The organism is Sphingomonas pseudosanguinis, from assembly GCF_052056765.1.
GTDB lineage: Bacteria > Pseudomonadota > Alphaproteobacteria > Sphingomonadales > Sphingomonadaceae > Sphingomonas > Sphingomonas pseudosanguinis.
In genome coordinates this window covers 964,734-989,327 of the sequence record NZ_CP189888.1, presented here as the reverse complement: position 1 = coordinate 989,327, position 24,594 = coordinate 964,734, and the positions used below count along the sequence as shown (strand labels likewise).

Genomic DNA, 24,594 nt, shown 5'->3' with positions numbered 1-24,594 from the left:
AACATTTCGACAAGATACTTAACTTATAAATGTCCGATCCGGGACAAGGTGTAACATTCCTGCCACGCTGGCATGGCGGGTGGATTGCGGCACAACCCCGATCGCGGCATGAGACAGGCAGAATCGGCGCGAGAATCCAAGGCGTCGGAGAGGGGATGCGGGGTGGATAGCGACAAGGTGCGGGTCGTCGTCGTGGGCGGCGGAACCGCCGGCTGGATGGCGGCGGCGGCGCTGGCGCGTCTCCTTCCGGGACAGTGCCAGGTACATCTGATCGAGTCCGAGGCCATCGGCGTGGTCGGAGTCGGCGAGGCGACCCTCCCGCATATTCGCGCCTTTAATGAACGACTTGGTATCAGTGAAAAGGATTTCATGGCGCGTACCCGCGCGACCTTCAAACTGGGGATCGAGTTTCGTGATTGGGGCCGAATCGGCGACAGCTATATCCATCCCTTCGGCACGTTCGGGCGCGGCGGGGGCGCGATCGACTTCCATCATTACTGGTCGCGGTTGAAGAAGGAGGGGGCGGAGCTGCCTCCGCTCGACGACCTGTCCTATGCCTGTGCGCTGGCGCGCGAGGGCCGGTTCGACCATCCGGGCCGCGATCGCGAGCAGCTGTCCTCGACCTTCGGCTATGCCTATCAGTTCGACGCGCTGCTCTTCGCGCCCTATCTGCGATCGCTCGCCGAGGAGATGGGAGCGCTTCGCACCGAAGGGATCGTCGTCGATGTCGAACGCGACGCCGAGAGCGGCCTGATCCGCGCCGTCACGCTGGAGGACGGACAGCGGATCGCGGGCGATCTGTTCATCGATTGCTCGGGTTTCCGCTCGCTGCTGCTCGGCCAGACGCTGGGCGAGCCATTCGAGGATTGGTCGAAATGGCTGCCGGCCGACCGTGCCGTCGCCATGCCGTGCCGGACGCGCACCGCCGTCACCCCCTATACCAGTGCGATCGCGATGCCCGCCGGGTGGCGCTGGCGCATTCCGCTCCAGCACCGCACCGGCAATGGCTATGTCTATGCCAGCGGCTTCGTCAGCGACGACGACGCGCGCCGTGCGCTGGAGGAAGCGGTGGAGGGCGAGCCGATCGCCGAGCCGCGCCTGTTGCGCTTCAAGGCCGGCCGGCGGCGGCGCAGCTGGGTCGGCAATTGCGTGGCCATCGGGCTGGCAAGCGGGTTCCTCGAACCGCTCGAGTCGACCAGCATCTATCTGGTCCAGCAGGCGATCACCGCGCTGATCGAGCTGTTCCCCGAACGCGACGCCAGCGATGCGGACCGCGACGAGTTCAACCGCATCATCGACCTGGAATATGATCGCATCCGCGACTTCCTGATCCTGCATTACCATGCCACGACGCGCGACGATTCGCCCTTCTGGAACTATGTGCGGACGATGCCGATCCCCGACAGCCTGGCCGAGAAGCTGGCGCTGTGGCGGCGCCGCGCGCGGGTGGTAAAGTATCGCGAAGGCGTGTTCCTGGATGCCAGCTGGATCGCGGTCTATCTGGGTCAGGGCATCGTGCCCGAGGGGTGGGACCCGCGCGCCGACATGGCCGGCTCAGCGGAACTGGCCGCGGCGGTCGCTGCCTTGCGCGGCGACATCGCGCGCGACGTGGGCACCCGTCCCGATCACCGCGCATTTCTAGAGCGTTATTGCCCGATGGAAGCAGCGGCGTGAGCGCGCACGAACCGATCCGCCGGGTGCTGGTCGCAGGGTGTGGGCTGACCGGCTGGTACGCCGCCGCCGCGCTGAAGCGGCGCGCGCCGTTCCTCGACGTCACGCTGCTGGCGACGCCGGTCTCGGCGGAGGCGCTGGCCGATCGGATCGCCTGCACCCTGCCCTCGTTGCTCGGATTTCAGGCCGATCTGGGCATCAGCCCGGATGACGGGATCACTCGTGCGGGTGCGGGCTATCGTCTGGGCACGCGCTTCACGGGCTGGGTCGAGGGACTGCCCGATTATGTCCACGCCTATGGCCCCTATGGCCATCCGATCGGGCCGGCGGGCTTTCACCTCCACTGGGTCCGCGCCGCAAAGGCCGGGTCGGTCACCCCGTTCGACGCCTTCGCCCCCGCCGCACAATTGGCGCGGGCCGGACGCTTCGTGCCGCCGACGCCGGATACGGTCTTCGCCGGCCACGAATATGGCCTGACGCTCGACATCGGGCGCCACCAGGCGATGATCCGCGCCTTCGGCCTGCACGTCGGCGTCCGCGAAATCGCAGGGGAGATCGCGGACGTGTCGTGCGAAGACGGCCTCTTGACCGAGGTTCGCACGACCAGCGGTGAAGCACTCGCCGCCGATCTGTTCATCGACGCCACCGGCCCGGCGGCGCGGCTTCGTGGCGCGATCGACAGCGAACGGGACGACTGGTCGCGCTGGCTTCCCTGCGACCGCCTGCTCTTGGCGGATCGACCGCAGGTGGAGAACGCGCCGGTGCTGACCCCGGTCGAGGCGCACGGCGCGGGATGGGGCTGGTCGAGCGGGCGGCAAATGGGTCTGGCCTATGCCAGTGCCCATCTGAGCGACGCGGATGCCGCCGCCATGCTCGGCGGATTGGGCGTGACGGCGGGTGCGCCGATCGCCATTCGCGCCGGCACGCGTCCCCGCCCCTGGCGGGGCAATTGCGTCGCGATCGGTGATGCCGCGACCCAGGTCGAACCGCTCGAATGGTGCAACCTGCATCTGGCGCTGAGCGCGGTCGACCGGTTGATCACCATGCTGCCCGACCGCGCGATGGCCCCGGTCGAGGCCGCCGACTTCAACCGCCAGACGCTGGCCGAGGCGGAGCGGGTGCGCGATTTCCTGGCGATGCACTATCGCACCGCCACCCGTCCCGAGCCGATGTGGCGCGCGCTGGCGCAGGTCACCCCGCCCGACAGCCTGGCGCATACGCTGGCGCAGTTCGAGGAACGCGGCCGCCTGCCCTTTTACGAGGAAGAGACCTTCACCCGCGACAGCTGGGCCGCCGTGCTGCTCGGCCAGGGGCATCTGCCCCGCCGGGTCGATCCGCTGGTCCATGCCGTGCCGCCCGCCGAGGCCAAGGCCGCCATGGCGCAAATGACCGGCGCGATCGCCGCCGCCCTTCCCCAGGCCCCCGCCCATGCCGAATGGCGCGCGGCCCAGACGAGACGCCTTGCCCGATGAGCCAGCCCCCGATCCCGGAGCATGCGATCCGTCAGGTCGTGATCGTCGGCGGCGGCACCGCCGGCTGGATGGCCGCCGCCGCCTTCGCGCGGCTGCTCAACAATGGCTATACCCACGTCACGCTGGTCGAGTCCGAGGAGATCGGCACGGTCGGCGTCGGCGAGGCGACGATCCCGCCGATCCTGAGCTTCAACCAGATGCTGGGGCTGGACGAGAACGACTTCCTCGCCGCCACGGCGGGCACGTTCAAGCTGGGCATCGAATTCGTCGATTGGGGCCAGCGCGGCGAGCGTTACTTCCACCCCTTCGGCCGGTTCGGTCAGGATCTGCAAGGCGTCCATTTCCACCAGCTCTGGCTGCGCGAACGCAGCCGGCGCGCGCTGCCCGACATCGTTGAGTGGTCGATGAGCGCGATGGCCGCGAGGGCTGGCCGGTTCGGCCGGGCACGCCCCGATGCGCAATCGCCGGTGCGCGAGCTGTTCTACGCCTTCCATTTCGACGCCGGCCTCTATGCGCGCTACCTGCGCGGCTATGCCGAGCGCGGCGGGGTGACGCGGGTCGAGGGGCGGATCGAGGGCGTCGACCTGCGCCCCGAGGACGGCCATGTCCGCGCGGTGACACTGGCCGATGGCCGCCGGATCGAGGGTGAGCTGTTCATCGACTGCTCGGGCTTTCGCGGTCTGCTGATCGAGGGGGCGCTGGAAACCGGTTACGAAAGCTATGCGCACTGGCTGCCCTGCGACCGCGCAGTCGCGGCGCCGTGTGCGCTACCCGATCCACGCGAGCCCGATCCCTTTACCCGGGCGACCGCGCGCGAGGCGGGATGGCAATGGCGCATCCCGTTGCAGCATCGGATGGGCAATGGCCTGGTCTATTGCAGCGATCATCTGGCCGACGACGACGCCGAGGCGCAATTGCTGGGCGCGCTGGAGGGCGAATTGCTCGGCGATCCGCGACGCCTGCGCTTCACCGCCGGGCGGCGGCGCGAAAGCTGGAACCGCAACGTCGTCGCGCTCGGCCTGTCGAGCGGCTTCCTCGAACCACTGGAGTCGACCAGCATCCATCTGGTCCAGGCGGCACTGCAACGGCTGATCGCGCTGTTCCCCGACAATCGCTTCGACCCCGCCGAGCGCGCCGAGTTCAACCGTCAGATGCGCGACCTGTATGAAGATGTGCGCGACTTCATCATCTTCCATTACAAGGCGACGCGGCGCGACGACACGCCCTTCTGGAACCGGGTGCGCACGATGGAGGTGCCCGACAGCCTGGCACGCAAGATGGCGCTATGGGCAGGCAAGGGCCGGCTGTTCCGCGAAGGCTATGACCTGTTCAGCAACCCCAGCTGGGTCGCGGTGGGCCTCGGCCAGGGCATCGTGCCGCAGCATTGGGAGCCGGCGGTCGACGCGCTCGACGAGCATCTCGTCGCGCAGGCGCTGGAGCAGATGCGTGCGGGCTATGCCGACACCGCCGCGCGCCTGCCCAGCCATGGCGATTTCCTGCGCGCCACCGCGCCCTCACCGCTCGCACCCGGCCTGACCGGCGGCACGGCATCGGGGTTCGACTTCGCGCGGCAGGGCATGACCTCCGGCCGGGGGCCGCTATTGTGAGGATGCGCTTCGCCCTGCCGCTTATCGCGCTGGCACTGGTCGGCGCGACCGATGCGCCCGGCCCGCATCTCAACCAGCTCGGCTTTCGCCCCGATACCGCCAAGCGTGCGATCCTCGCGCATGATGGCACCACGCCGCTGCCCTGGCAGGTGATCGATGCGGACGGGCGCACCGTGGCGGAGGGGCAAACCGTGCCGTTCGGGCCCGACGCCGCATCGGGGGATTCGGTCCACCAGATCGACTTCAGCCGCGTCGCAACGCCGGGCACCTATCGCCTGCGGGTCGATGGCCGGACGAGCCATGTCTTCGCCATCGGCGCCGACACTTATCGCCCGCTGGCGCGCGCGGCACTGAACTTCTTCTATCAGCAGCGCGCGGGCACGCCGATCGAGGCGCGCTTCGCCGGCGGCCCGCAATGGGCGCGCGCCGCCGGGCATCCCCGCGAAGTCGTGACCTGTTTCAAGGGCCGCGATCTGGCCGGCACCGACTGGCCGGGCTGCCCCTATACGCGCGACGTCACCGGCGGATGGTATGATGCCGGCGACCAGGGCAAATATGTCGTCAATGGCGGCATCGCGCTGTGGACGCTGCAAAATCTCTATGAGGTGAATGCCGCCGCGCCCCCCTTCCCCGATGGCAGCGCCGCGCTGCCCGAGGCGGGGAACCGGATCGACGACCTGCTCGACGAGACGCGCTGGGAAATGCGCTTCCTGTTGGCGATGCAGGTGCCCGACGGCCAGCATCTGGCGCTGCCGCTGGGGCGACAGGGACGCGGCCCCCTGACGCTGACCGATATCGCTGCCGGCGGCATGGCGCACCACAAGATCGCCGATCGCAACTGGACCAAGATCCCGACAAACCCGGCCGAGGACCGCGAGGAACGGCTGCTCTACCCGCCCAGCACGGCGGCGACGCTGAACCTGGCCGCCACCGCCGCGCAATGCGCGCGCATCTGGCGCGGGATCGACGACGCGTTCGCCAACACCTGCCTGGTCGCCGCCGGTAAGGCGTATCGCGCGGCGCTGCGCAATCCGGATATTTATGCCGCGCAAGCCTTTACCGGCAGCGGCGGTTACGGCGACAACGATCTGTCGGACGAGCTGTATTGGGCCACCGCCGAGCTGTTCGCCACGACCGGCATGCCCGAACTGGCCGAGGCGCTGCACCGGATGCCGCTCCACACCGCGCCGCTGACGGGCGAGCCGAGCTGGGGCAGCGTCGCGGTGCTGGGCACGATCACGCTCGCGACCGCCGACCGGGTCATGCCCGAGGAACGCGCCGCTGCGCGCGCCAAGCTGGTCGCGCTGGCTGATCGCTTCGTCGTCGAGGAGGCCAGATCAGGCTATCACCTGCCCTATGCCGGCACCGCCTATCCCTGGGGGTCGAGCAGCAATTTTCTGAACCGGGGCATGATCCTGTCGCTGGCCGCACGCTTCACCGGCGCGGCGCGCTACCGCGACGCGGCGGTCGACGCGATGGACTATGTGCTGGGCCGCAACCCGCTCGACCAAAGCTATGTCAGCGGATTCGGATGGAAGCCGCTGCGCAATCCGCATCACCGTTTCTGGGCGCATCAGATCGATGCGCGGATGCCGGGGCCGCCGCCGGGCGTAGTGTCGGGCGGCGCGAACAGCTTGAGCTTTCCCGAAAGCGCCTCGGCGGCGCTGAAAGGGCATTGCGCGCCGCAACGCTGCTGGACCGACGACATCCGCGCCTATGCGCATAATGAGGTTGCGATCAACTGGAACGCGCCGCTGGTCTGGCTGGCCAGCGAATTGTCAGCATCGCGCCGCTAAACACCTGTATTGCAGCTTATACTTTTGGAGGGGTATCAGAATATGGATCGTCGCAATTTCATGAAGCACGGCGTGGCGATGGGCAGCGCCGCGCTCGCCACCGGTGGGACCGCGCTGACCGCCGTCGGCGCCGCCGCGCAGACGCCGCTCGACCAGAGCTTTCCCAAGGATTTCCTCTGGGGCACCGCCACCGCCGCCTATCAAATCGAAGGCGCGGTGAACGAGGACGGGCGCGGCCAGACCAACTGGGACGTGTTCTCGCACACCCCCGGCAAGGTCGCGAACGGCGATACCGGCGACGTCGCCTGCGACAGCTATCACCGGTATAAGGAGGACATCGCCCTGATGCGCAATCTGGGCATCAAGGCGTATCGCATGTCGCTCGCCTGGTCGCGCATCTTCCCCGAGGGGCGCGGCAAGCCCAATGCCAAGGGCATCGACTATTATAACCGCGTGATCGACGCGCTGCTCGAAGCCGGTATCCAGCCCAACGTCACCATGTTTCACTGGGACCTGCCGCAGGCGCTGCCCGGCGGCTGGCAGAACCGCGACACCGCTAAGGCGTTCGCGGACTATGCCGGTTTCATGGCGGGCAAGCTGTCCGATCGCGTCCACCGCTTCATGACGGTCAACGAACTGCGCTGCTTCACCGATCTGGGCCATATGGTCGGCATCCACGCGCCGGGCCTGAAGCTGGCGCCTGCGCAGGTGAACCAGGTCCGCCATCACGGCGTGCTCGCGCACGGTCTGGGCGTGCAGGCGATCCGCGCGAACGCCAAGGCCGGGACCGAGGTCGGCATCGCTGACAACGCCAATATCTACGTCCCCGCGATCGAGACGCCCGAGCATATCGAAGCGGCGAAGAAGGCGTTCCGCGACGACAATGCGATGTTCCTGACCGCCGTCATGGAAGGCCGCTATATCGACAGCTATCTGGCCTCGGCCGGGGCGAACGCGCCCAAGGTGCAGGCCGGCGACATGGCCGCGATCGGCAGCCCGCTCGATTTCGTCGCGCTCAACATCTACACGCCGACCTTCGTCAAGGCGGATGCCAGCGACCCGCGCGGCTACACTCCCCTGCCCCATCTGCCGCAATCGCCGCGCATGGCCTCGCCCTGGCTCTATGTCGGCCCCGAAGCCGCCTATTGGGGCGTGCGCGCGGTCAGCGAGCTGTGGAAGCCCAAGGCTATCTACATCTCGGAGAACGGCACTTCGGCGGACGATACGCTGAACAAATCGGGCCTAGTCGATGACTCGGACCGGATCATGTATCTGCGCAACTATCTGGGCCAGTTCCGCCGCGCGGCGGCCGAGGGATACCCGCTCAAGGGCTATTTCCTGTGGAGCCTGATGGACAATTTCGAATGGGCCGACGGCTATGGCAAGCGCTTCGGCATCCACCATGTCGACTTCGCCACCCAGAAGCGGACGCCCAAGCTGAGCGCGCTGTGGTATAAGGAACTGATCCGCCGCAACGCGTTGGTCTGATCCTGTCGGACCCGACATGACGAACCCCGCCGGTCGCACGACCGGCGGGGTTTTGTTTTGGCCGACGCCGATCCGGATGGCCTTTTTTCCTCCCCTGCAAGGGGAGGTGGCGCGCGGAGCGCGTCGGAGGGGTGTCCCCCTCTCGATGGCGCGACACCCCTCCGTCAGGCCTTCGGCCTGCCACCTCCCCTCGCAGGGGAGGAAAGAGTGCAAAAAGGGCGGGAACGGCATCTGTGCCATTCCCGCCCGTGAAGGGACCCCAAGACCCGTAAGGGATCAGAAGCGGAAGCGGACGCCCACGCCGTAATAGCGGCCCTCGTCGCGCACGTCGCGCGGGTAGGACAGGCCGTTGCCATAGCTGCGATAATTGTTGAACGGCTTGGCCAGCAGGTTCGCCGCGTCGAACGCGATCGTGATTTCCTTGGTCAGGTTGTAGTTGAACGCGAAGTCCAGACGCTGGACGCGGGTCGTGCCCTCGCCATTGTAGAAGCCGTCGCCATTGATGAAGTTGCCGTTCAGGAACGCGTCGCGATTGTTGAACGACAACCGGGTCGAGACGTCACCCTTTTCGTAGAACAGCGCGACGTTGTAGGTCCATTTCGACAGACCGGTGATCGGCACGAACGGCGCTTCCGTGGTGCCGCCGGCCGAGGCGAACAGATTGGCGGGGTAACGCTGCTTGCCTTCCAGATAGGTCACGTTCGCCTGGATGCCGAAGCCGCTCCACAGACCCGGCAGGAAGTCGAAGAAGGTCTGGCCGCCGACTTCCACGCCCTTGATCCGACCCTTGCCGGCGTTTTCGGGCCGGCTGATTTCGATCAGGCCATAGACGGGGTCGATCGTACGGTTGACGTAGCGGTCGATGAACCCGTTGAGGTCGCGGTAGAAGACCGCCGCCGTGATCGAGGCGGTGGGCGAGAAATAATATTCGACCGTCGCATCGTAGTTGGTCGAGGTCAGCGGCTGGAGATCCGGGTTGCCGCCGCTGCCAAAGGCGTTGGGCCGGGTGTTGAGGCCAGCGGGAAAGCGCGGATCGAGCGGCTGGTCGGGGATCACCGCCTGCGTGTTCTGAGCGATATTGAGCGCGGGGTTCAGCTGGCCGAACTCGGGCTTGGTCCGCGTCTTGGTCACGCCGAAACGCACCTGCAGCTTGTCGTCGGGCCGGATGCGCAGCGAGAAGTTGGGCAGTACGTCGACATAGTTGGCACGGGTCGTACGGAGCTCGCTACGCCGCACGCCATCGAACTCCACGGTCGAGATACCCTGATAGGTGCCCACGGTATTGACGACACGCGTACCGATCAGGCCATCGAAGCGGACCTTGCCCAGATAGAATTCGTACTTCGCCTGGCCGTAAAAGGCGTAGGTCTGCTCATCGGCAAGGAACGCTTCCAGCGGGTTGAGCTGGACATTCTGCGTCGCGAACCGGCCCAGCGCTTCGCGATAGCCGGTGTCGCCCGGATTGGCCGCGACCAGTCGTGCCAGCGCGTCGTACGAGAATTGACGAAGCTGCGCGGCGTTCCCCGCGATGCCGTCGCGGCTGGGCATCAGCCAGCTGCGGAAGCCCTGGTTGGTACGGAACGCGTCCTGGGTCAGCCCCAGATCGCCGGTCGGCGTCTGTGCCAGTCCGATCCCCAACGGCTCGGTATAGGCATAGCGGTTGCCGCGCTTGAGCGAGGCGTCACGATCGGTCCAGCGTACACCCACTTGCAGGCGTGGGAACAGTGACGAGTCGGTTTCCAGGTCCAGATCGGTGCGCCACTGCCACCCCTTGCCCTGGACCCGGTAGGTCGCCTCGAAATAGCCGCGCCAGATGTAATTGGCCGGATTGCTGGCCTCGAAGCCCGGCAGGTCGAACGACACGCCATTGTCGACGAAGAAACGGACATCGGCGGTCGGCGCCCGGGAGAAGGCGGTGTCGAAGCTCCACTCGTCCGAACCGTACATCGAGTTGGTATAGGCAAGGTCGGTCGACAGATGCGCGCGGCCGATATCCCATTTGGCGCCGCCGGCGGCCTGATAGGTGTTGGTATAGCCCTTGACCGTGCTGCGGTAGGCCTCGGGACGGAAACCGCCGATCTTGGTCAGGCTGTCGACCTGCTCGGGCTGGCCGGGGCGCAGCACGACGTTGCTGAGAGTCGGGTTGTTGTCGAGCAGCGGCACGCGGAACCAGTCATTGGCGATCTCGCCGCGATAGCCCTGATAGAGGAAGTCGTAATAGAGCTCGAGATTGTGGGCCGGGCGCCACTGGACGCTGGCATTGACCGCCGGGCGCCAGCGCTTGCCGCTGTCGTTATAGACGCCGACCGCCGTCGGGATCTGGAAGTTGCGGCCGACCGAGGCGGGCAGGATCGTCGTGCCGGCGGTCGGCGAGGCGGTGTTGCCCTCGCCCCAGCGCACCGCATTGCGATATTGCGCCTGGGTATAGGCGGCGTTGATCAGCCAGCCGATCTCACCGATCGCGGTGTCGGCACGCTGGCTGACCAGCAGATTACCCAGTGGGTCGAACTTCTTGCTCTGGTCGTTATAGGTGCCCCGTACGCCGCCCGCGACGGTGAAGCCCTTTTCGAAGTCGAAGGGACGGCGCGAGCGCACGTTGATCAGGCCCGCCAGGCCGGGTTCGAGCAGGTCGGCGGTGCCGGACTTGTAGACTTCCAGACCGGCAAGCGCGCCGGCGGGGAAATCCTGAAGCGCGGCGCGGCGATTCTCGGCGGTGAAGATGTCGCGGCCGTTGAAGGTGGTCGCCACGTCGGGCAGACCGCGCACTAACACCTGGGTCACTTCGTCGCTGTACCGGTTGACCTGGATACCGGTCACACGGGCCAGCGATTCGGCCGCCGTGTTGTCGGGCAATTTGCCGATGTCCTGTGCCACGATCGCGTCGAGGATCGCGTCCGAATTGCGCTTGATCGCCTGCGCGCTGCCAAGGCTGGCGCGGTAGCCGGTGACGACGATGTCGCGCGGATCGACCTCGCTATCCAGATTTTCGGTCGCCTGGGTGCCGGGGCTGCGACCGGCGGCGCTGGCGGTCGCCTGCTCCTGCGCGACGGGCGCCTGCGCCTCGATCGGCGCATTGGGATCGGCGGCGCGCGCCGCCTCGGCCGGGGTGGCCTGCTGCGCGGCGGCGGGGGCCGCGATCAATGCCAGCGGAGCCGCCGACAGCAACAAGACGTGGTGCTTCATACCCAGATCCCCTCCTATGGCCCGAACTTTCGGTGCCTGTGTCGGGATCATTTGTCTGACTATCTTATACCGCCGTCAAGGCTTTATGAACAATCTATGAAACGACTGTAACAGCGTGGATTTTGGGTCACACCTGCGCAAAACCGTACAAAACGCATGTTAGCGCAATCAATATTGATATTATTCAAGAAAATTGGCCATCCGGCAATTGTGTCCGCCATGCCGACATTTCGGGACTTTGTCTGTGTTAATCACGATAGCGTCGGCATGACGGGATTCCTCAGATCAGCGTCGGCCCGTTGGCCAGCGGCTTGCCGAAATCGGGCGTGCCATCGGCACGATAGCCAAAGCGCTGCACCCGCGTATCGCGATTGGGGTCATAGAGCGGATCGCCGGTGATCTTCTCATAATCGCGGGCGTGATAGACCAGTACGTCGCGCCCAGCGCGGTCGACCGTGAAGCTGTTATGGCCGGGGCCATAGATGCGGCGCTCGGGCGCGCTTTGGAAGACCGGCTCGGGCGACTTGGTCCAGGCGGCCGGGTCCATCAGATCGGCGTCGTCGCGCGCGGTCAGCATGCCCATGCAGTAGCGCGCATCGGTGGCGCTGGCCGAATAGGTCATGAAGACGCGCCCGTTGCGGATCAGGGGCGCCGGCCCCTCGGCGACCTTGAACCCCCGGATTTCCCAGGGCAGCGTCGGCACGGTCAGCCGGGTGGGCTTGGCGGCCAGCGTCGTCGGGCTGGCGAGCGGCGCGAGATAGAGGTTGGAGTTGGTCTCGATCCCCGGCTCCTGCTGCGCCCAGGCGAGATAGCGGGTGCCGTGATGGACGAAGGTCGTCGAATCGAGCGTGAACGTATCCCACGGCGTCTCGAGCTGGCCGCGCACCGACCAGCGGCCCTTGACCGGATCGGGTCCGTCGCACTCCAGCACATAGGTGCGGATGTGGAACACATCGCCGCCATCGCCCGCCGCGACATAGACATACCAGCGGCCATCGATCTGATGGATTTCGGGCGCCCAGATATGCCCGGCCATCTTGCCCGATGCGGGCCGCCGCCACAGCACGGTCTCGGGCGCGGTCGCCAGCCCGGCGATGGTCTTTGCCCGGCGCAGCACCACCCGGTCATATTCGGGAACCGAGGCCATGAAGGTATAAAGCCCATCGGCCTGCAGCGCGATCTGCGCATCGGCGCGCTGGCGGATCAGCGGATTGGTCACGCGCTCGCCCCCGGCCGTACGCCCCGCCTTCGCCAGCAGCGGCGCGGCGGCCAGCGCCGCACCCCCCGCGACCCCGCCCGCGATCAGCGCGCGCCGGGTCATCTCGATCTTGGTCATGGATTTTCCTTTCCGACAAAGGGCCAGCCGGCCGCGTCCCAACGCAATCGGGCGATGCGCAGCGTCGGCGTGCCATTCGCCGCTGCGTCATAAGCATGGTGGATCAGGTAATCGCGGCCGTCGCGATCCTGCAGGATGCCGGCATGGCCCGGCCCGCGAAACCGGTCGCGCCCCGCCGCATCGGCCTGCAACAGCACCGTGCCGCCACCGTCCAGCATCGGACGGCCCGCGCGATCGACATAAGGCCCCACGATTGATCGCGCCCGCCCGACCGTCAGATGATAGCTGCTCTTCGTGCCCCGACAGCACAGGTCGAACGACACGATCAGCCAATACCAGCCGCCATGGTCGATGATGAAGGGCGCCTCGATCGGGTTCGCGCCGCCATCCCCCTCCCCGGGCCCGCGTCGCGCGATCGGCTGGGGAACCGCACCCGGCGCGGCCTTGCCGGTGCGCGGGTCGAGCCGGACCAGCTGGATACCGCCCCAAAAACTGCCGAACGCCAGCCATTCGCCGCCCTGCCGATCACGGGCGAAGGCGGGATCGATCGCATTATAGGGATCGCCCGCCTGGGAGGCGACGACCAGCCCCTCGTCCCGCCAGCCATAGGCCGGGCTGGCGGGGTCGAGCGTCGCGGCGGTGGCCAGCCCGATCACCGAGCGCTGCTGCCCGAAGCGCGACACCGAGTAATAGAGGCGATAGCGATCCCCGACCCGAGCGATATCGGGCGCCCACATCTCACGCGCGCCCGGCACCGCCACCAGCGCCCAGTCGGGAATGGCGCCCAGCGGCGATGGCAGCGCGGTCCAGTGTCGCAAATCGCGCGAGCGGCGCGCGACCAGCGGCACCCGCCCCCGCTGCCCGGTCGAATAGACGTAATAGTCCTGGCCTTCGCGGATCAGGACCGGATCATGCGCGGGGGCCATATCGCCTGAGAGCGCCAGATGCTGTGCGGCAGCCCCCACCGCGACCGCCGACAGGGCCGCCCCGAGGAACAGGGGACGTGCGCCGCGCAGGCTCCGAAATCGGCGCAAACCGCGCATGGTCGCTGACGTCCCTCCCCTCACAAGGCCATGATTTGTCTGGCCATTGGGAGCAGCGATATAGTCCGACATATGGCATGGCAAGCGCCATTCGCCTGCGGGCATGACAAGGCCGTCATCTTCACCCGCATCGCCGTCCGATCGCCCCCTTGTCGGCGCTCGACGGACACGGCACTAAGCCGCCATGCGGATCGCGATCATCGATACCAGCAGCACGCGCGCGGCGATCATCTCCGATGGCCTGCGCGAGGCGGGGCTGACCGATCTGGTGGTGATCGACCCCGGCGGCCCGCTCGCCGCGCAGGTGGAGCGCGCCGCGCCCGAGGTGGTCCTGATCAATCTCGAAAATCCCAGCCGCGACGTGCTGGAGGATTTCTTCGCCATGTCGCGCGCGCTCGACCGGCCGATTGCGATGTTCGTCGACCAGTCGGAACCGGAGACGACGATGGCGGCGGTCGATGCGGGCGTGTCCGCCTATGTCGTCGATGGCCTGGCCAAGCAGCGGATCAAGCCGATCCTCGATCTGGCGGTGCGCCGTTTCCAAGCCTTTTCGCGGCTCCAGACCGAACTGGCCGCGGCGAAGACCGCGCTGGCCGACCGGCAGGTGATCGACCGGGCCAAGGCGATCCTGATGCGGCGGCGCGGGCTGGACGAACCCGCCGCCTATGCCTTGCTGCGCAGCCACGCCATGACCACCAACCGCCGCATCGCCGATGTGGCCGAGGCGATCGTGACCAGCGAGCAGTTGATGGGAGACCTGCCATGAGCGCCGAGACTTTCCGCATCGGCTTCCTCCCGCTGGTCGATGCCGCGCTGCCCATCCTGGCGCACGAACTGGGCTTTGCCGAGGCGGCGGGGGTTGGGATCGAACTGGTCCGCGACGTGACCTGGGCGGCGGTGCGCGATCGGTTGCTCTATGGCCATACCGATGCCGCGCATCTCGTCGCACCGCTCGCCATCGCCACCGCTCTGGGCCGCGACCGGCCGGCGGTGCCGATGGCGGTGCCCTTCGTGCTGGGGCTGAACGGCAATGCGATCACCGTCTCGACCGCGCTCGGAGACGCCATCGGTCTCGGTGAAACGCTGGGCGATCCGGTGGCGATCGGGGCTGCCCTGAAGGCCGAAGCGGCGCGGCGACGCGGGGCGGGAAAACCGCTGCGCTTCGGCGTGGTGCATCGCCATTCCAGCCATAATTACATGCTGCGCTACTGGCTGGCCGGGGTCGGCATCCGCCCCGATCACGATGTCGAGATCGTCGTGACCAGCCCGCCCTTCGCCGCCGACGCGCTGGCGGCGGGCGAGGTCGATGGCATCTGCGTTGGCGAGCCGTGGAACTCGATCGCGGTCGATCGCGGCGTCGGCCGGATCGCGCTCGCCACCGCGCAAATCTGGCGGCGCGGGGTCGAGAAGGTGCTGGCGATGCGCGCCGACCGGGCAGAGGAGCGGCGCGACGGCGTGCTGCGCCTGATCCGCGCGCTCCATGCCGCCGCCGCCCATTTCGTCGATCCCGCGACGGTGGAACAGAGCGCCGCCATCCTCGCGCGGCCGCATTATCTGGATGCCCCCGTCGATGCGATCCTGCGCGCGATCACCGATCGCATTCGCGTGGTGCCGGGCGGCGACCCCGTCCATTATCCCGACTTCATGTTCCAGTATCGCGAGGCCGCCAACTTCCCATGGCGCAGCCAGGCGGGCTGGCTCTATGCGCAGATGGTCCGCTGGGAGGGCCTGCCCTTCTCGAACGCGGACGCCGCGACCGCGCAAGGCGTGTTCCGCCCCGACCTGTACCGCGCCGCGCTCGCGGGCTCGGGCGCACCGCTGCCCGGCGCGAGTTCCAAGCTGGAAGGCGCGCTGGCCGAGCCGATCGGCGCGGGCTCGACGCAAGGACGACTGGTGCTGGGCAGCGACCGCTTCTTCGACGGCCGCGCCTTCGACCCGGACGATATTCCGGGGTATCTTGCCGGCCTGCCCTGAACCCGAAAATCCGCGCTTGCCGTCGAAGGGCCGAAACTTGCAGGATGCATCCCGGTCATGATCTCCAGCAGGGGCCGGCGATGGACAAGCTCGATCTGAAAAAGCAGCTTCGCGACCTGTTCAATCCTCCGAAGCACGATTTTGTGGAAATCATCGTCCCGACCTTGTCGTTCGTAAAGGTCGACGGCGCCGGTGACCCCAATACGGCACCCAGCTATCGGACCGCGGTCGAATGGCTGTACGGCGTCAGCTATGCGATGAAGTTTGCCGCGAAGAATGGGTTGGCGCGCGACTATGTCGTACCGCCGCTGGAGGCGCTCTGGTGGTCCGACGATCCGGGCAGTTTCGTGCGGCGCGAAAAGGACCGCTGGCAATGGACCGTCATGATCATGGCTCCCGACTTCGTCACACCCGCCATGTTCGAGGACGCGGTCGCCAAGACATTGGCCAAGAGGGACGACCGCCCCGCCTCGCTGCGCTTCGAACCCTATGCGGAGGGCCGGTCGCTCCAGATTCTGCACATCGGCAGCTATGACGACGAAGGCCCGGTCCTGAAGCGCCTGCACGAAGCGGTGATGCCGGGACGAGGCGTCACCTTCGACGGCCCGCATCACGAGGTGTATCTGAGTGACCCCCGCAAAACGGACGCGGCCAAGCTCAAGACCATTCTGCGTCAGCCGGTCCGCGCTGTCACGTAACGCCGCTGGCAAGAGACAATCGGGCATGGGTTTGCTGCGATTGCGAAAGGGACTTGCGCCCGCATCGCGATTGAGGCAATTTTCGATTCGCCCGGCAATGGCGTCGGGCACGAGATAGCAGCGGATGCCGCTCCAATGACGGGGTAGCGCGCTGGCGGACGCGGGATTTTCCCGCAATCCGTTTGGAGGCAACGAAGCCGCCAGGATGTGACCCACGGGTCCCACGTCCTGGCGGCTTTTTCTGTTTGGGCCTTATGGCCCCCGGAGACGGCACGATGGCGACGGCATTCTGGGACGACACCGAAAAGGCGAAAGCGGCCGATGACGGCGGCTTCTGGTCGAGCGGGCATACGCCGACCCTGATCGCGGCATTCCTCTACTTCGACCTGGCCTTCATGGTCTGGGTGCTGCTCGGCCCGCTGGCGCCGCAGATTTCCGCCAGTCTGGGGCTGACCCCGGCGCAGAAGGGCGTGATGGTCGCGGTGCCGACGCTGGCGGGCGCAGTGCTGCGGGTCGTCAACGGCTTGGCTGTAGACCGGATCGGGCCGAAGCGCGCCGGCGCGATCAGCCAGTTGATCGTCATCGGCGGGCTGTTCGCGGCCTGGGCGCTGGGGGTGAACAGCTTTGGCGGCACGCTGGCACTGGGTGTCATTCTGGGCTTTGCGGGGGCGAGCTTCGCCATCGCGCTGCCGCTCGCCAGCCGCTGGTATCCGCCCGAGCATCAGGGCAAGGCCATGGGTCTGGCCGGCATGGGGAATTCGGGCACGGTGCTCGCCGCCCTGTTCGCGCCCGCGCTGGCCAAGCTGTTCGGCTGGAACGCCGTTCTGGGTCTGGCCTGTCTGCCGCTGACCCTCGTCTTCCTCGCCTATATGGTGATGGCCAAGGACGCCCCGGGTGCCCCCCCGCCCCGCCGTCTGGTCGAATATCTGTCGCCGCTTCGCCAGGCCGATGCCTGGTGGCTGATGGGCTTCTATGCCGTCACCTTTGGCGGGTTCGTCGGGCTCGCCGCCAGCCTGCCCATTTATTTCACCGACCGGTTCGGGCTGACGCCGGTGCAGGCGGGGTACGCGACGGCGGCGTGCGTCTTCGCCGGGTCGCTGGTGCGGCCGATGGGCGGGGCGCTGGCCGATGCGATCGGCGGCGTGAAGGCGCTGCTCGCCGTGTTCGCCGCCGCCGCCGTGACGCTGACCGGCGTGGCGATGGTCGACGGATTCGCCGCCTCGCTGGCGCTGTTCGTCCTCTCCATGCTGGCGCTGGGGGTCGGCAACGGCTCGGTGTTTCAGCTGGTGCCGCAGCGTTTCGCCGCCGAGATCGGCGTGATGACCGGACTGGTCGGCATGGCGGGCGGGATCGGCGGCTTCTACCTCGCCTCGTCGCTGGGGTTCGCCAAGCAGTGGACGGGCAGCTTTTCGGGCGGGTTCCTGATCTTCGCCGCGCTGGCCCTGGTCGCACTGGCGGGCCTGATGCTGGTCAAGAGCCGCTGGCGCCGCAGCTGGGGCGCGGCCGAGGGCGTGCGGATCTGATGCTTTTCCTCTTCCACGGATCGAACCGATGAAACACGAAGTCGTCACCCTTGCGAAGGTCGATACCCGCGAGCACCTGATCGTCATCGGCAACGGCATGGCCGGATGCCGCGCGGTCGAGGAATTGCTGGCCCGCGATCCCGCCCGCTACCGCATCACCATCTTCGGTGCCGAGCCGCTGGTGAACTACAACCGGATCATGCTGTCGCCGGTGCTGGCGGGCGAGAAGACGTTCGACGAGATCGTCATCAACGGCCATGACTGGTATACCGATAATGGCATCACCCTGGTCAGCGGCGATCCCGTCACCGCGATCGACCGGGGAGCGCGGACCGTCACCGCCAAGAGCGGCATGGTGCTCGACTATGACCGGCTGCTGATCGCGACCGGCTCCGATCCGTTCATCATCCCTGTCCCCGGCCACGACCTGCCCGGCGTCATCAGCTTCCGCGACATGAAGGATGTCGAGCATATGCTCGCCGCCGCCGAGCGGGGCGGCAGTGCGGTGGTGATCGGCGGCGGCCTGCTGGGGCTGGAGGCGGCGCATGGGCTGAGCTTGCGGGGCATGACCGTCACCGTCCTCCATCTGATGCCGACGCTGATGGAGCGGCAGCTGGACGAGGCGGCGGGCTGGTTGCTGAAACAGGCGCTGGAGGCGCGCGGCCAGACCGTGCTGACCGGCGCCGACACCGCCGCGATCCTGGGTGACGGCAAGGTGGAGGCGATCCGCCTGAAGGACGGACGCGAAATCCCCGCCGATCTGGTTGTCATGGCGGTCGGCATCCGCCCCTCGGTCGCGTTGGCCCGCGCCGCCGGGCTGGAGGTGGGGCGCGGGATCAAGGTGGACGACCATATGGTCACCAGCGATCCGCGCATCCTGGCGGTCGGCGAATGCGTCGAGCATGACGGACAGGTCTACGGGCTGGTCGCGCCGCTCTGGGACATGTGCCGCAGCCTCGCCGACGCGCTGACCGGCAGCCCCAGCGGCTATCGCCCCACCGCCACCGCGACCAAGCTGAAGGTCGCCGGGCTCGACGTCTTCTCGGCGGGCGATTTCGGCGGCGGCGACGGTGCGGAGGACATCGTACTGCGCGACGCGTCGCGTGGCATCTACAAGCGTGTCGTGGTCAAGGACGACCGCATCGTCGGGGCGGTGCTGTACGGCGACACCGCCGACGGAAACTGGTATTTCGACCTGCTCAAAAAGGGCGAGAGCGTCGGCGATATTCGCGACGCGCTGATCTTCGGCCAGGCCTTTGCCCAGGGGGGCGCCCTCGCGGACCCTAAGGCGGCCGTTGCGGCGCTTTCCGACGATGCGGAAATCTGCGGCTGCAACGGCGTGACCAAGGGCAAGGTCTTCGCCTGCATCGACGGCGGCGCGCACAGCCTGGATGCGGTGCGGAGCGGCTGCAAGGCGTCGGCAAGCTGCGGCTCGTGCACCAACATCGTCGAGAGCCTGTTGTCGATCCGGCTGGGTGGAGAGGTCGAGGCCGGGCCGAAGACCATGTGCAAATGCACCAGCTTCGGCCATGACGATGTACGTCGCGAGATCGTCGCACAAGAAATGAAGTCGATCCCCGAGGTGATGCAGAAGCTGCACTGGTCGACGCCTGACGGTTGTTCTTCCTGCCGCCCCGCGCTCAATTACTATCTGCTCTGCGCGCTGCCCGGCAAATATCAGGACGACCAGCAGAGCCGTTTCGTCAACGAACGCATGCACGCCAACATCCAGAAGGACGGCACCTATTCGGTCGTGCCGCGCATGTGGGGCGGGATCACGTCCCCGAAGGAACTGCGCGCGATCGCCGATGTGGTCGAGAAGTTCAACGCGCCGATGGTCAAGGTGACGGGCGGCCAGCGGCTCGACATCTTCGGCATCAAGAAGGAGGACCTGCCCGCCGTCTGGGCCGATCTGAACGCGGCGGGGATGGTCTCGGGCCATGCCTATGGCAAGTCGCTTCGCACCGTGAAGACCTGTGTCGGCTCCGAATGGTGCCGCTTCGGTACGCAGGATTCGACCGGGCTGGGCGTCAAGCTGGAGCGCGCGACCTGGGGCTCTTGGATGCCGCACAAGTTCAAGATCGCGGTGTCGGGCTGCCCGCGCAACTGTGCCGAGGCGACGATCAAGGACTTCGGCGTGGTCTGCGTCGACTCAGGCTACGAACTCCATGTCGGCGGCAATGGCGGGATCAAGGTCCGTGCCACCGACCTGCTGTGCAAGGTCGCGACCGAGGCCGAGGCGATGGAGATGTGCGCCGCCTTCGTCCAGCTCTACCGCGAAGAGGCGCGCTATCTGGAGCGGACCGCGCCGTGGATCGAGCGGGTCGGCCTTGCCTACATCCAGTCGCGGCTGTTGCCCGATGAGGAGGCGCGCGCCGAACTCGCCCGCCGCTTCTTCTATTCGCAGAGCTTCTCGCAGGATGATCCCTGGGCCGCGCGCGTCGCGGGCGAGGAACGCGAAATCCATGCGCCGATGGCGCGCTTCACGCCGCAGGAGGAAATGGCATGACCTCTGGTTCTTTGGCAGGCGACTGGCTCGATATCGGCTGGGTGAACGAAATCCCGGTGCGCGGTGCCCGCACCGTGCAGGTCGAGGGCGGCCATGACATCGCCGTCTTCCGCACCGGCGAGAACAAGGTCTTCGCGCTGCTCGACCGATGTCCGCACAAGCATGGGCGGTTGAGCCAGGGCATCGTCCATGGCGGCGCGGTGGCGTGCCCGCTGCACAATTGGCGCATCTCGCTCAGCACGGGGGAAGCACTAGGCGAGGACAAGGGCTGCACGCCGACCGTGCCGGTGAAGATCAGCGGCGGCCGCGTCCTGATCTGCCGTGCCAGCACCCTGAAGGCGGCGGCGTGAGGGTGAATGCATTCCTCCCCTATAAGGGGAGGTGGCAGCGCGAAGCGCTGACGGAGGGGTGTCGCCCTTTCGATAGCGGGACACCCCTTCACCACGCCCTGTCGGGCGCGGTCCCCCTCCCCTTGCAGGGGAGGAATGAAGTATGACGATCCGCACCACCTGCGCCTATTGCGGTGTCGGCTGCGGCATCCGCGCGACCGTGACCGGCGACCGCCAAGTCCGGATCGAGGGCGATCCCGAGCACCCCGCCAATCGCGGCAAGCTCTGTTCCAAGGGCACGCATCTGGGCGAAACGGTCGGCCTCGAAGGCCGTCTGCTCACGCCCATGATCGGCAAGCGCCGCGCGTCGTGGGACAAGGCGCTCGACCTCGTCGCCAAGCGCTTCCGCGACACGATCGCGCAGCACGGTCCCGACAGCGTCGCCTTCTACGTCTCCGGCCAGTTGCTGACCGAGGATTATTACCTCGCCAACAAGCTGATGAAAGGCTTTATCGGCTCGGCGAATATCGACACCAATTCGCGGCTGTGCATGTCGAGCGCGGTGGCGGGCCACACCCGCGCCTTTGGCGAAGACATCGTTCCCGCCACCTATGAAGACATCGACGCCGCCGACCTGATCGTGCTGGTCGGCAGCAACACCGCCTGGTGCCACCCGATCGTCTATCAGCGTATCCGCGCCCGGTGCGACGCCGGCGCCAAGCTGGTGGTCATCGATCCCCGCCGGACCGAGACGGCCGAGCAGGCCGACCTGCATCTCGCGCTGCGCCCGGGCAGCGACGTCGCGCTGATGAACGGCGCGCTCGCCTGGGCTCGCGCGGCGGGCGTGGTGGACGCCGATTTCCTTACCGCCTCGGTCACGACGCCGGAGGATTTCTGGACCGCGCTGGACGAAGGCAGCGACCTGTGGTCGGTCGCCAAGACCTGCGACGTCGCGCCGGCCGATCTCCGCCGCTTCTACGAACTGTTCGCCGCCACGCCGCGCACCGTCACGCTGTTCAGCCAGGGCATCAACCAGTCGACCACCGGCACCGATCAGGTGAACGCGATCCTCAACCTCCACCTCGCGACCGGGCGAATCGGCAAGCCGGGCGCGGCCCCCTTCTCGATCACCGGACAGCCCAATGCGATGGGCGGCCGTGAAGTCGGCGGGCTGGCCTCGACCTTGGCGGCGCATATGGACTTCGCGCCCGAGAACCGCGCGCGCGTACAGCGCTTCTGGGCAGCTCCCAACATCGCGCCCAAGCCGGGGTTGAAGGCGGTCGACCTGTTCCGCGAACTGGGCCAGGGGCGGATCAAGGCGCTGTGGATCATGGCCACCAACCCCGCCGTCTCGATGCCCGATGCGGGTGCGGTGCGCGAGGCGCTGGCCGCCTGCCCCTTCGTCGTGGTCAGCGACGTGGTCGCCGATACCGACAGCGCGACCCATGCGCATGTCCGCCTGCCCGCCGCCGCCTGGGGCGAGAAGGACGGCACCGTCACCAACTCCGACCGCACGATCAGCCGCCAGCGCGCGCTCTTTCCGCTGCCCGGTGACGCGAAGCCCGATTGGTGGATTATCAAGGAAGTCGGCCGCCGCATGGGATGGAAGACCGCCTTCGCCTATGACCGCCCGGCCGAGATATGGCGCGAGCATTGCCGGCTATCCCATTATGAAAATGACGGTTCGCGTCTGTTCGCGCTGCCCGGCCAGTGGAGCGGCGGTAATACGGACTATGACGCCATGATGCCGTTCCGCTGGGGCGGCACGCCCTTTGCCGATGGCCATTTCCCAACGGCCGATGGCCGTGCCCGGCTGGTCACGGTCACGCAGAAGGCGCTTCCCGCACCGCTGCGCGACTGGCCGCTGACGCTCAACACCGGCCGCTATCGCGATCACTGGCATACGATGACCCGCACCGGCCTCGCGCCCAAGCTGGCCCGTCACCGCGAAGAGCCGCTGGTCGAGGTCCATCCCGACGATGCCACGCGCCTGAACCTGACCGATGGCGGGCTAGCGCGGGTCGGCACGCCGCAGGGGACCAGCCTCTATCGCGTGTCGGTCAGCACCGGACAGCGGCCGGGCGAGCTGTTCGTACCCATCCACTGGACCGACCGGACCGCGACCGGCGGCCGCACCGGCCTGCTCCCTCGCCCGCTGACCGATCCCTATTCGGGCCAGCCCGGCTTCAAGCGCACCCCCGCCAGCATCGCCGCCGTCGCGACCCGCTGGCGCGGCTTCGTCATCCTGTCGGGCGAGGCGGATGCGACGCCCGATTGCCTGTGGGCAACCCGCGTCGCGGTGCCCGGCGGCTGGCTGTGGGAAGTGGCGGGGGATGGCGACCCGGCAACGCTCGACGCGCTGCTCCCCAGGGGCCAGCGGGTCGAGGCGACCGACCCCGCACGCGGGTCGCGGCGCGTCGCGGTGATCGCCGACGACCGGCTGGCCGCCGTGCTGTTCCTGACCGAGCGTGGCGAATTGCCGTCGCGCGACTGGCTGATCGCGCAACTCAGCGCACCACAGGTCGCGCCCACCATCCTCGCGGGTCGTGCCTCCGGCGCGCAGGTCGATCGGGGCGCGATCGTCTGCGCCTGTTTCGACATCGGCGTCCGCACCATCGTCGCGGCGATCCGCGACCAGCAACTGGCCGATGTCGCCGCGATCGGTGCGGCGCTGGGTGCTGGCACCAATTGCGGATCGTGCCGCCCCGCCCTCGCCCGCCTGCTCACCGAAGCCCAGGAGCCTGCCCATGCGCATGGATGATTTTCCCGCCGGTTCGGTCTGGCTGGTCGGTGCCGGACCGGGCGATCCCGACTTGCTGACGCGCAAGGCCGAACGGCTGATCGCCGCTGCCGACATCGTCTTCTACGACGCGCTGGTCGGACCGGCGATATTGGCGATGGTCCCCGCCTCAACCGAGCTGGCGAGCGTCGGCAAGCGCTCGGGCCGCCATTCGAAGGATCAGGGCACGATCGACGGCTTGATCGTCGCCGCCGCGCGCAGCGGAAAACGCGTCGTCCGACTGAAGGGCGGCGATCCGTCGATCTTCGGCCGCTCGACGGAGGAGATCGATGCCTGCCGCGCGGCCGGGATCGCGGTCCATATCTGTCCGGGCATCACGGCCGCGAGCGCGGCGGCGGCGTCGGGCCTGATCTCGCTGACCCTGCGCGGCCTGTCGCGTCGCTTGACCCTGGTCACCGCGCATCTGCGCGCGGGCGAACCGCTGTCGCTCGACTGGTCGGCGCTCGCCGCACCCGACGCGACGCTCGCCGTCTATATGGGCCGCGCCGCCGCACCCGAGATCGCGCGCCAACTTGTCGCGGCGGGGATGCCGGCGGACACGCCGGTGATGATCGCGGTCAACGTCTCGCTACCCACCGAACGGCTGATCACCGGCCGCCTCGACGCGCTGGGCTTCCTGACCCGCACCATCGGCGACAAGGACCCCGCGCTCCTGCTGATCGGCGAAGCGGTGGGCGCACGCCGGCTCCCGGCGGAACGTCGATCCTGCGACATGGCGGAGATAGGTGCCCGGTTGTGACCGGAAGTGGTGCCCCTGGCCGGACTCGAACCAGCATGCCTTGCGGCGTTCGATTTTGAGTCGAATGCGTCTACCAATTTCGCCACAGGGGCAGCGAAGAGGCGCTGCTAGACGAGGGTGACGTACGGTGCAAGCGCCGATTGTCGCCAAGGGTAAATCAGCCGCACTCGCCCAGCAGGATACAGCCCGACGCGCCGAGCGTCGCCAGCAGGACGATCGCCATCGCCACGATATAGAGCGGCAGGATCATCAGCATCGTCCGCCGCCGCAGATCGAGCATGCCCAGCCCGATCAGGCCGGGCAGCATCGCCAAGGCCGCCAGACCATAGCCCAGGACCGGGGCCGGCAGGCCGATCCTGGCCGGCTCCGACCATAGGAACGCCAGCCATAACAGTGGCGGCGCCAGCAGCATGAGAGCCACTCCAC

Annotated in this window: 17 protein-coding genes and 1 tRNA gene; 13 read left to right on the top strand and 5 right to left on the bottom strand. The window is 67.5% G+C overall.

Features of this window, described 5'->3' with window-relative positions; all coding sequences use genetic code 11:
- The first annotated feature begins 216 nt into the window (after window positions 1-216).
- Genes ACQHGV_RS04495 through ACQHGV_RS04475 form a run of 5 tightly spaced genes read left to right on the top strand, consistent with a single transcriptional unit; the run spans window position 217 to window position 8,034 of the window.
- Window positions 217-1,674 (top strand): tryptophan halogenase family protein, encoded by a 1,458-nt coding sequence (locus ACQHGV_RS04495; protein ID WP_440980141.1) that lies wholly within the window; start codon window positions 217-219, stop codon window positions 1,672-1,674.
- Entirely contained in the window at window positions 1,671-3,143 is a 1,473-nt protein-coding gene (locus tag ACQHGV_RS04490) for a tryptophan halogenase family protein (protein ID WP_440979593.1), read from the top strand. The genes ACQHGV_RS04495 and ACQHGV_RS04490 overlap by 4 nt, the downstream gene beginning before the upstream one ends.
- Complete coding sequence (locus tag ACQHGV_RS04485) at window positions 3,140-4,750, top strand: tryptophan halogenase family protein (protein ID WP_440979592.1); 1,611 nt, start codon at window positions 3,140-3,142, stop codon at window positions 4,748-4,750. The genes ACQHGV_RS04490 and ACQHGV_RS04485 overlap by 4 nt, the downstream gene beginning before the upstream one ends.
- 2 nt (window positions 4,751-4,752) lie before the next feature.
- Complete coding sequence (locus ACQHGV_RS04480) at window positions 4,753-6,546, top strand: glycoside hydrolase family 9 protein (protein WP_440980140.1); 1,794 nt, start codon at window positions 4,753-4,755, stop codon at window positions 6,544-6,546.
- A 42-nt stretch (window positions 6,547-6,588) separates the two neighbouring features.
- Entirely contained in the window at window positions 6,589-8,034 is a 1,446-nt protein-coding gene (locus ACQHGV_RS04475; protein WP_440979591.1) for a GH1 family beta-glucosidase, read from the top strand.
- 276 nt (window positions 8,035-8,310) lie between these two features.
- Here the strand turns inward: ACQHGV_RS04475 and ACQHGV_RS04470 are convergent, their stop codons facing one another.
- The 3 genes from ACQHGV_RS04470 to ACQHGV_RS04460 all read right to left on the bottom strand — a co-directional run bounded on the left by ACQHGV_RS04470 (window position 8,311) and on the right by ACQHGV_RS04460 (window position 13,596).
- Window positions 8,311-11,217: a TonB-dependent receptor gene (locus ACQHGV_RS04470; RefSeq protein ID WP_440979590.1), complete on the bottom strand. Its 2,907-nt coding sequence runs from the start codon at window positions 11,215-11,217 to the stop codon at window positions 8,311-8,313.
- Window positions 11,218-11,497: 280 nt separating this feature from the next.
- On the bottom strand, window positions 11,498-12,553 hold the full coding sequence (locus tag ACQHGV_RS04465) for a glycoside hydrolase family 43 protein (protein ID WP_440979589.1): 1,056 nt from the start codon (window positions 12,551-12,553) through the stop codon (window positions 11,498-11,500).
- A complete protein-coding gene (locus ACQHGV_RS04460) occupies window positions 12,550-13,596 on the bottom strand; it encodes an arabinan endo-1,5-alpha-L-arabinosidase (protein WP_440979588.1) in 1,047 nt (348 codons plus the stop codon). The genes ACQHGV_RS04465 and ACQHGV_RS04460 overlap by 4 nt, the downstream gene beginning before the upstream one ends.
- Window positions 13,597-13,780: 184 nt before the next feature.
- Here ACQHGV_RS04460 and ACQHGV_RS04455 point away from each other — a divergent pair, with 184 nt between their 5' ends.
- The 8 genes from ACQHGV_RS04455 (at window position 13,781) to cobA (ending at window position 24,168) form a co-directional block, all read left to right on the top strand.
- Window positions 13,781-14,362 carry an ANTAR domain-containing response regulator gene (locus ACQHGV_RS04455; RefSeq protein ID WP_440979587.1) on the top strand — a complete coding sequence of 194 codons (582 nt, stop codon included), beginning with the start codon at window positions 13,781-13,783 and terminating at the stop codon, window positions 14,360-14,362.
- On the top strand, window positions 14,359-15,570 hold the full coding sequence (locus ACQHGV_RS04450) for a CmpA/NrtA family ABC transporter substrate-binding protein (protein WP_440979586.1): 1,212 nt from the start codon (window positions 14,359-14,361) through the stop codon (window positions 15,568-15,570). Before ACQHGV_RS04455 ends, ACQHGV_RS04450 begins: the two co-directional genes overlap by 4 nt.
- 80 nt (window positions 15,571-15,650) lie before the next feature.
- A complete protein-coding gene (locus ACQHGV_RS04445; RefSeq protein ID WP_440979585.1) occupies window positions 15,651-16,268 on the top strand; it encodes a GyrI-like domain-containing protein in 618 nt (205 codons plus the stop codon).
- A gap of 275 nt (window positions 16,269-16,543) precedes the next feature.
- Entirely contained in the window at window positions 16,544-17,791 is a 1,248-nt protein-coding gene (locus tag ACQHGV_RS04440) for a nitrate/nitrite transporter (RefSeq protein ID WP_440979584.1), read from the top strand.
- A gap of 28 nt (window positions 17,792-17,819) precedes the next feature.
- Window positions 17,820-20,300, top strand: coding sequence for a nitrite reductase large subunit NirB (gene nirB, locus ACQHGV_RS04435; RefSeq protein WP_440979583.1), 2,481 nt, complete (start codon window positions 17,820-17,822; stop codon window positions 20,298-20,300).
- Window positions 20,297-20,650, top strand: a complete 354-nt coding sequence (gene nirD / locus ACQHGV_RS04430) for a nitrite reductase small subunit NirD (RefSeq protein WP_440979582.1) — start codon at window positions 20,297-20,299, stop codon at window positions 20,648-20,650. The genes nirB and nirD overlap by 4 nt, the downstream gene beginning before the upstream one ends.
- Window positions 20,651-20,792: 142 nt before the next feature.
- Window positions 20,793-23,390: a molybdopterin-dependent oxidoreductase gene (locus ACQHGV_RS04425; protein ID WP_440979581.1), complete on the top strand. Its 2,598-nt coding sequence runs from the start codon at window positions 20,793-20,795 to the stop codon at window positions 23,388-23,390.
- Window positions 23,383-24,168 (top strand): uroporphyrinogen-III C-methyltransferase, encoded by a 786-nt coding sequence (cobA, locus tag ACQHGV_RS04420; protein ID WP_440980139.1) that lies wholly within the window; start codon window positions 23,383-23,385, stop codon window positions 24,166-24,168. Before ACQHGV_RS04425 ends, cobA begins: the two co-directional genes overlap by 8 nt.
- Before the next feature lie 7 nt (window positions 24,169-24,175).
- Here the strand turns inward: cobA and ACQHGV_RS04415 are convergent.
- Both ACQHGV_RS04415 and ACQHGV_RS04410 read right to left on the bottom strand, forming a co-directional pair.
- Window positions 24,176-24,260 (bottom strand) — tRNA-Leu (locus ACQHGV_RS04415).
- Between the two features lie 65 nt (window positions 24,261-24,325).
- Complete coding sequence (locus ACQHGV_RS04410; RefSeq protein WP_440979580.1) at window positions 24,326-24,589, bottom strand: hypothetical protein; 264 nt, start codon at window positions 24,587-24,589, stop codon at window positions 24,326-24,328.
- Between the last annotated feature and the right edge of the window lie 5 nt (window positions 24,590-24,594).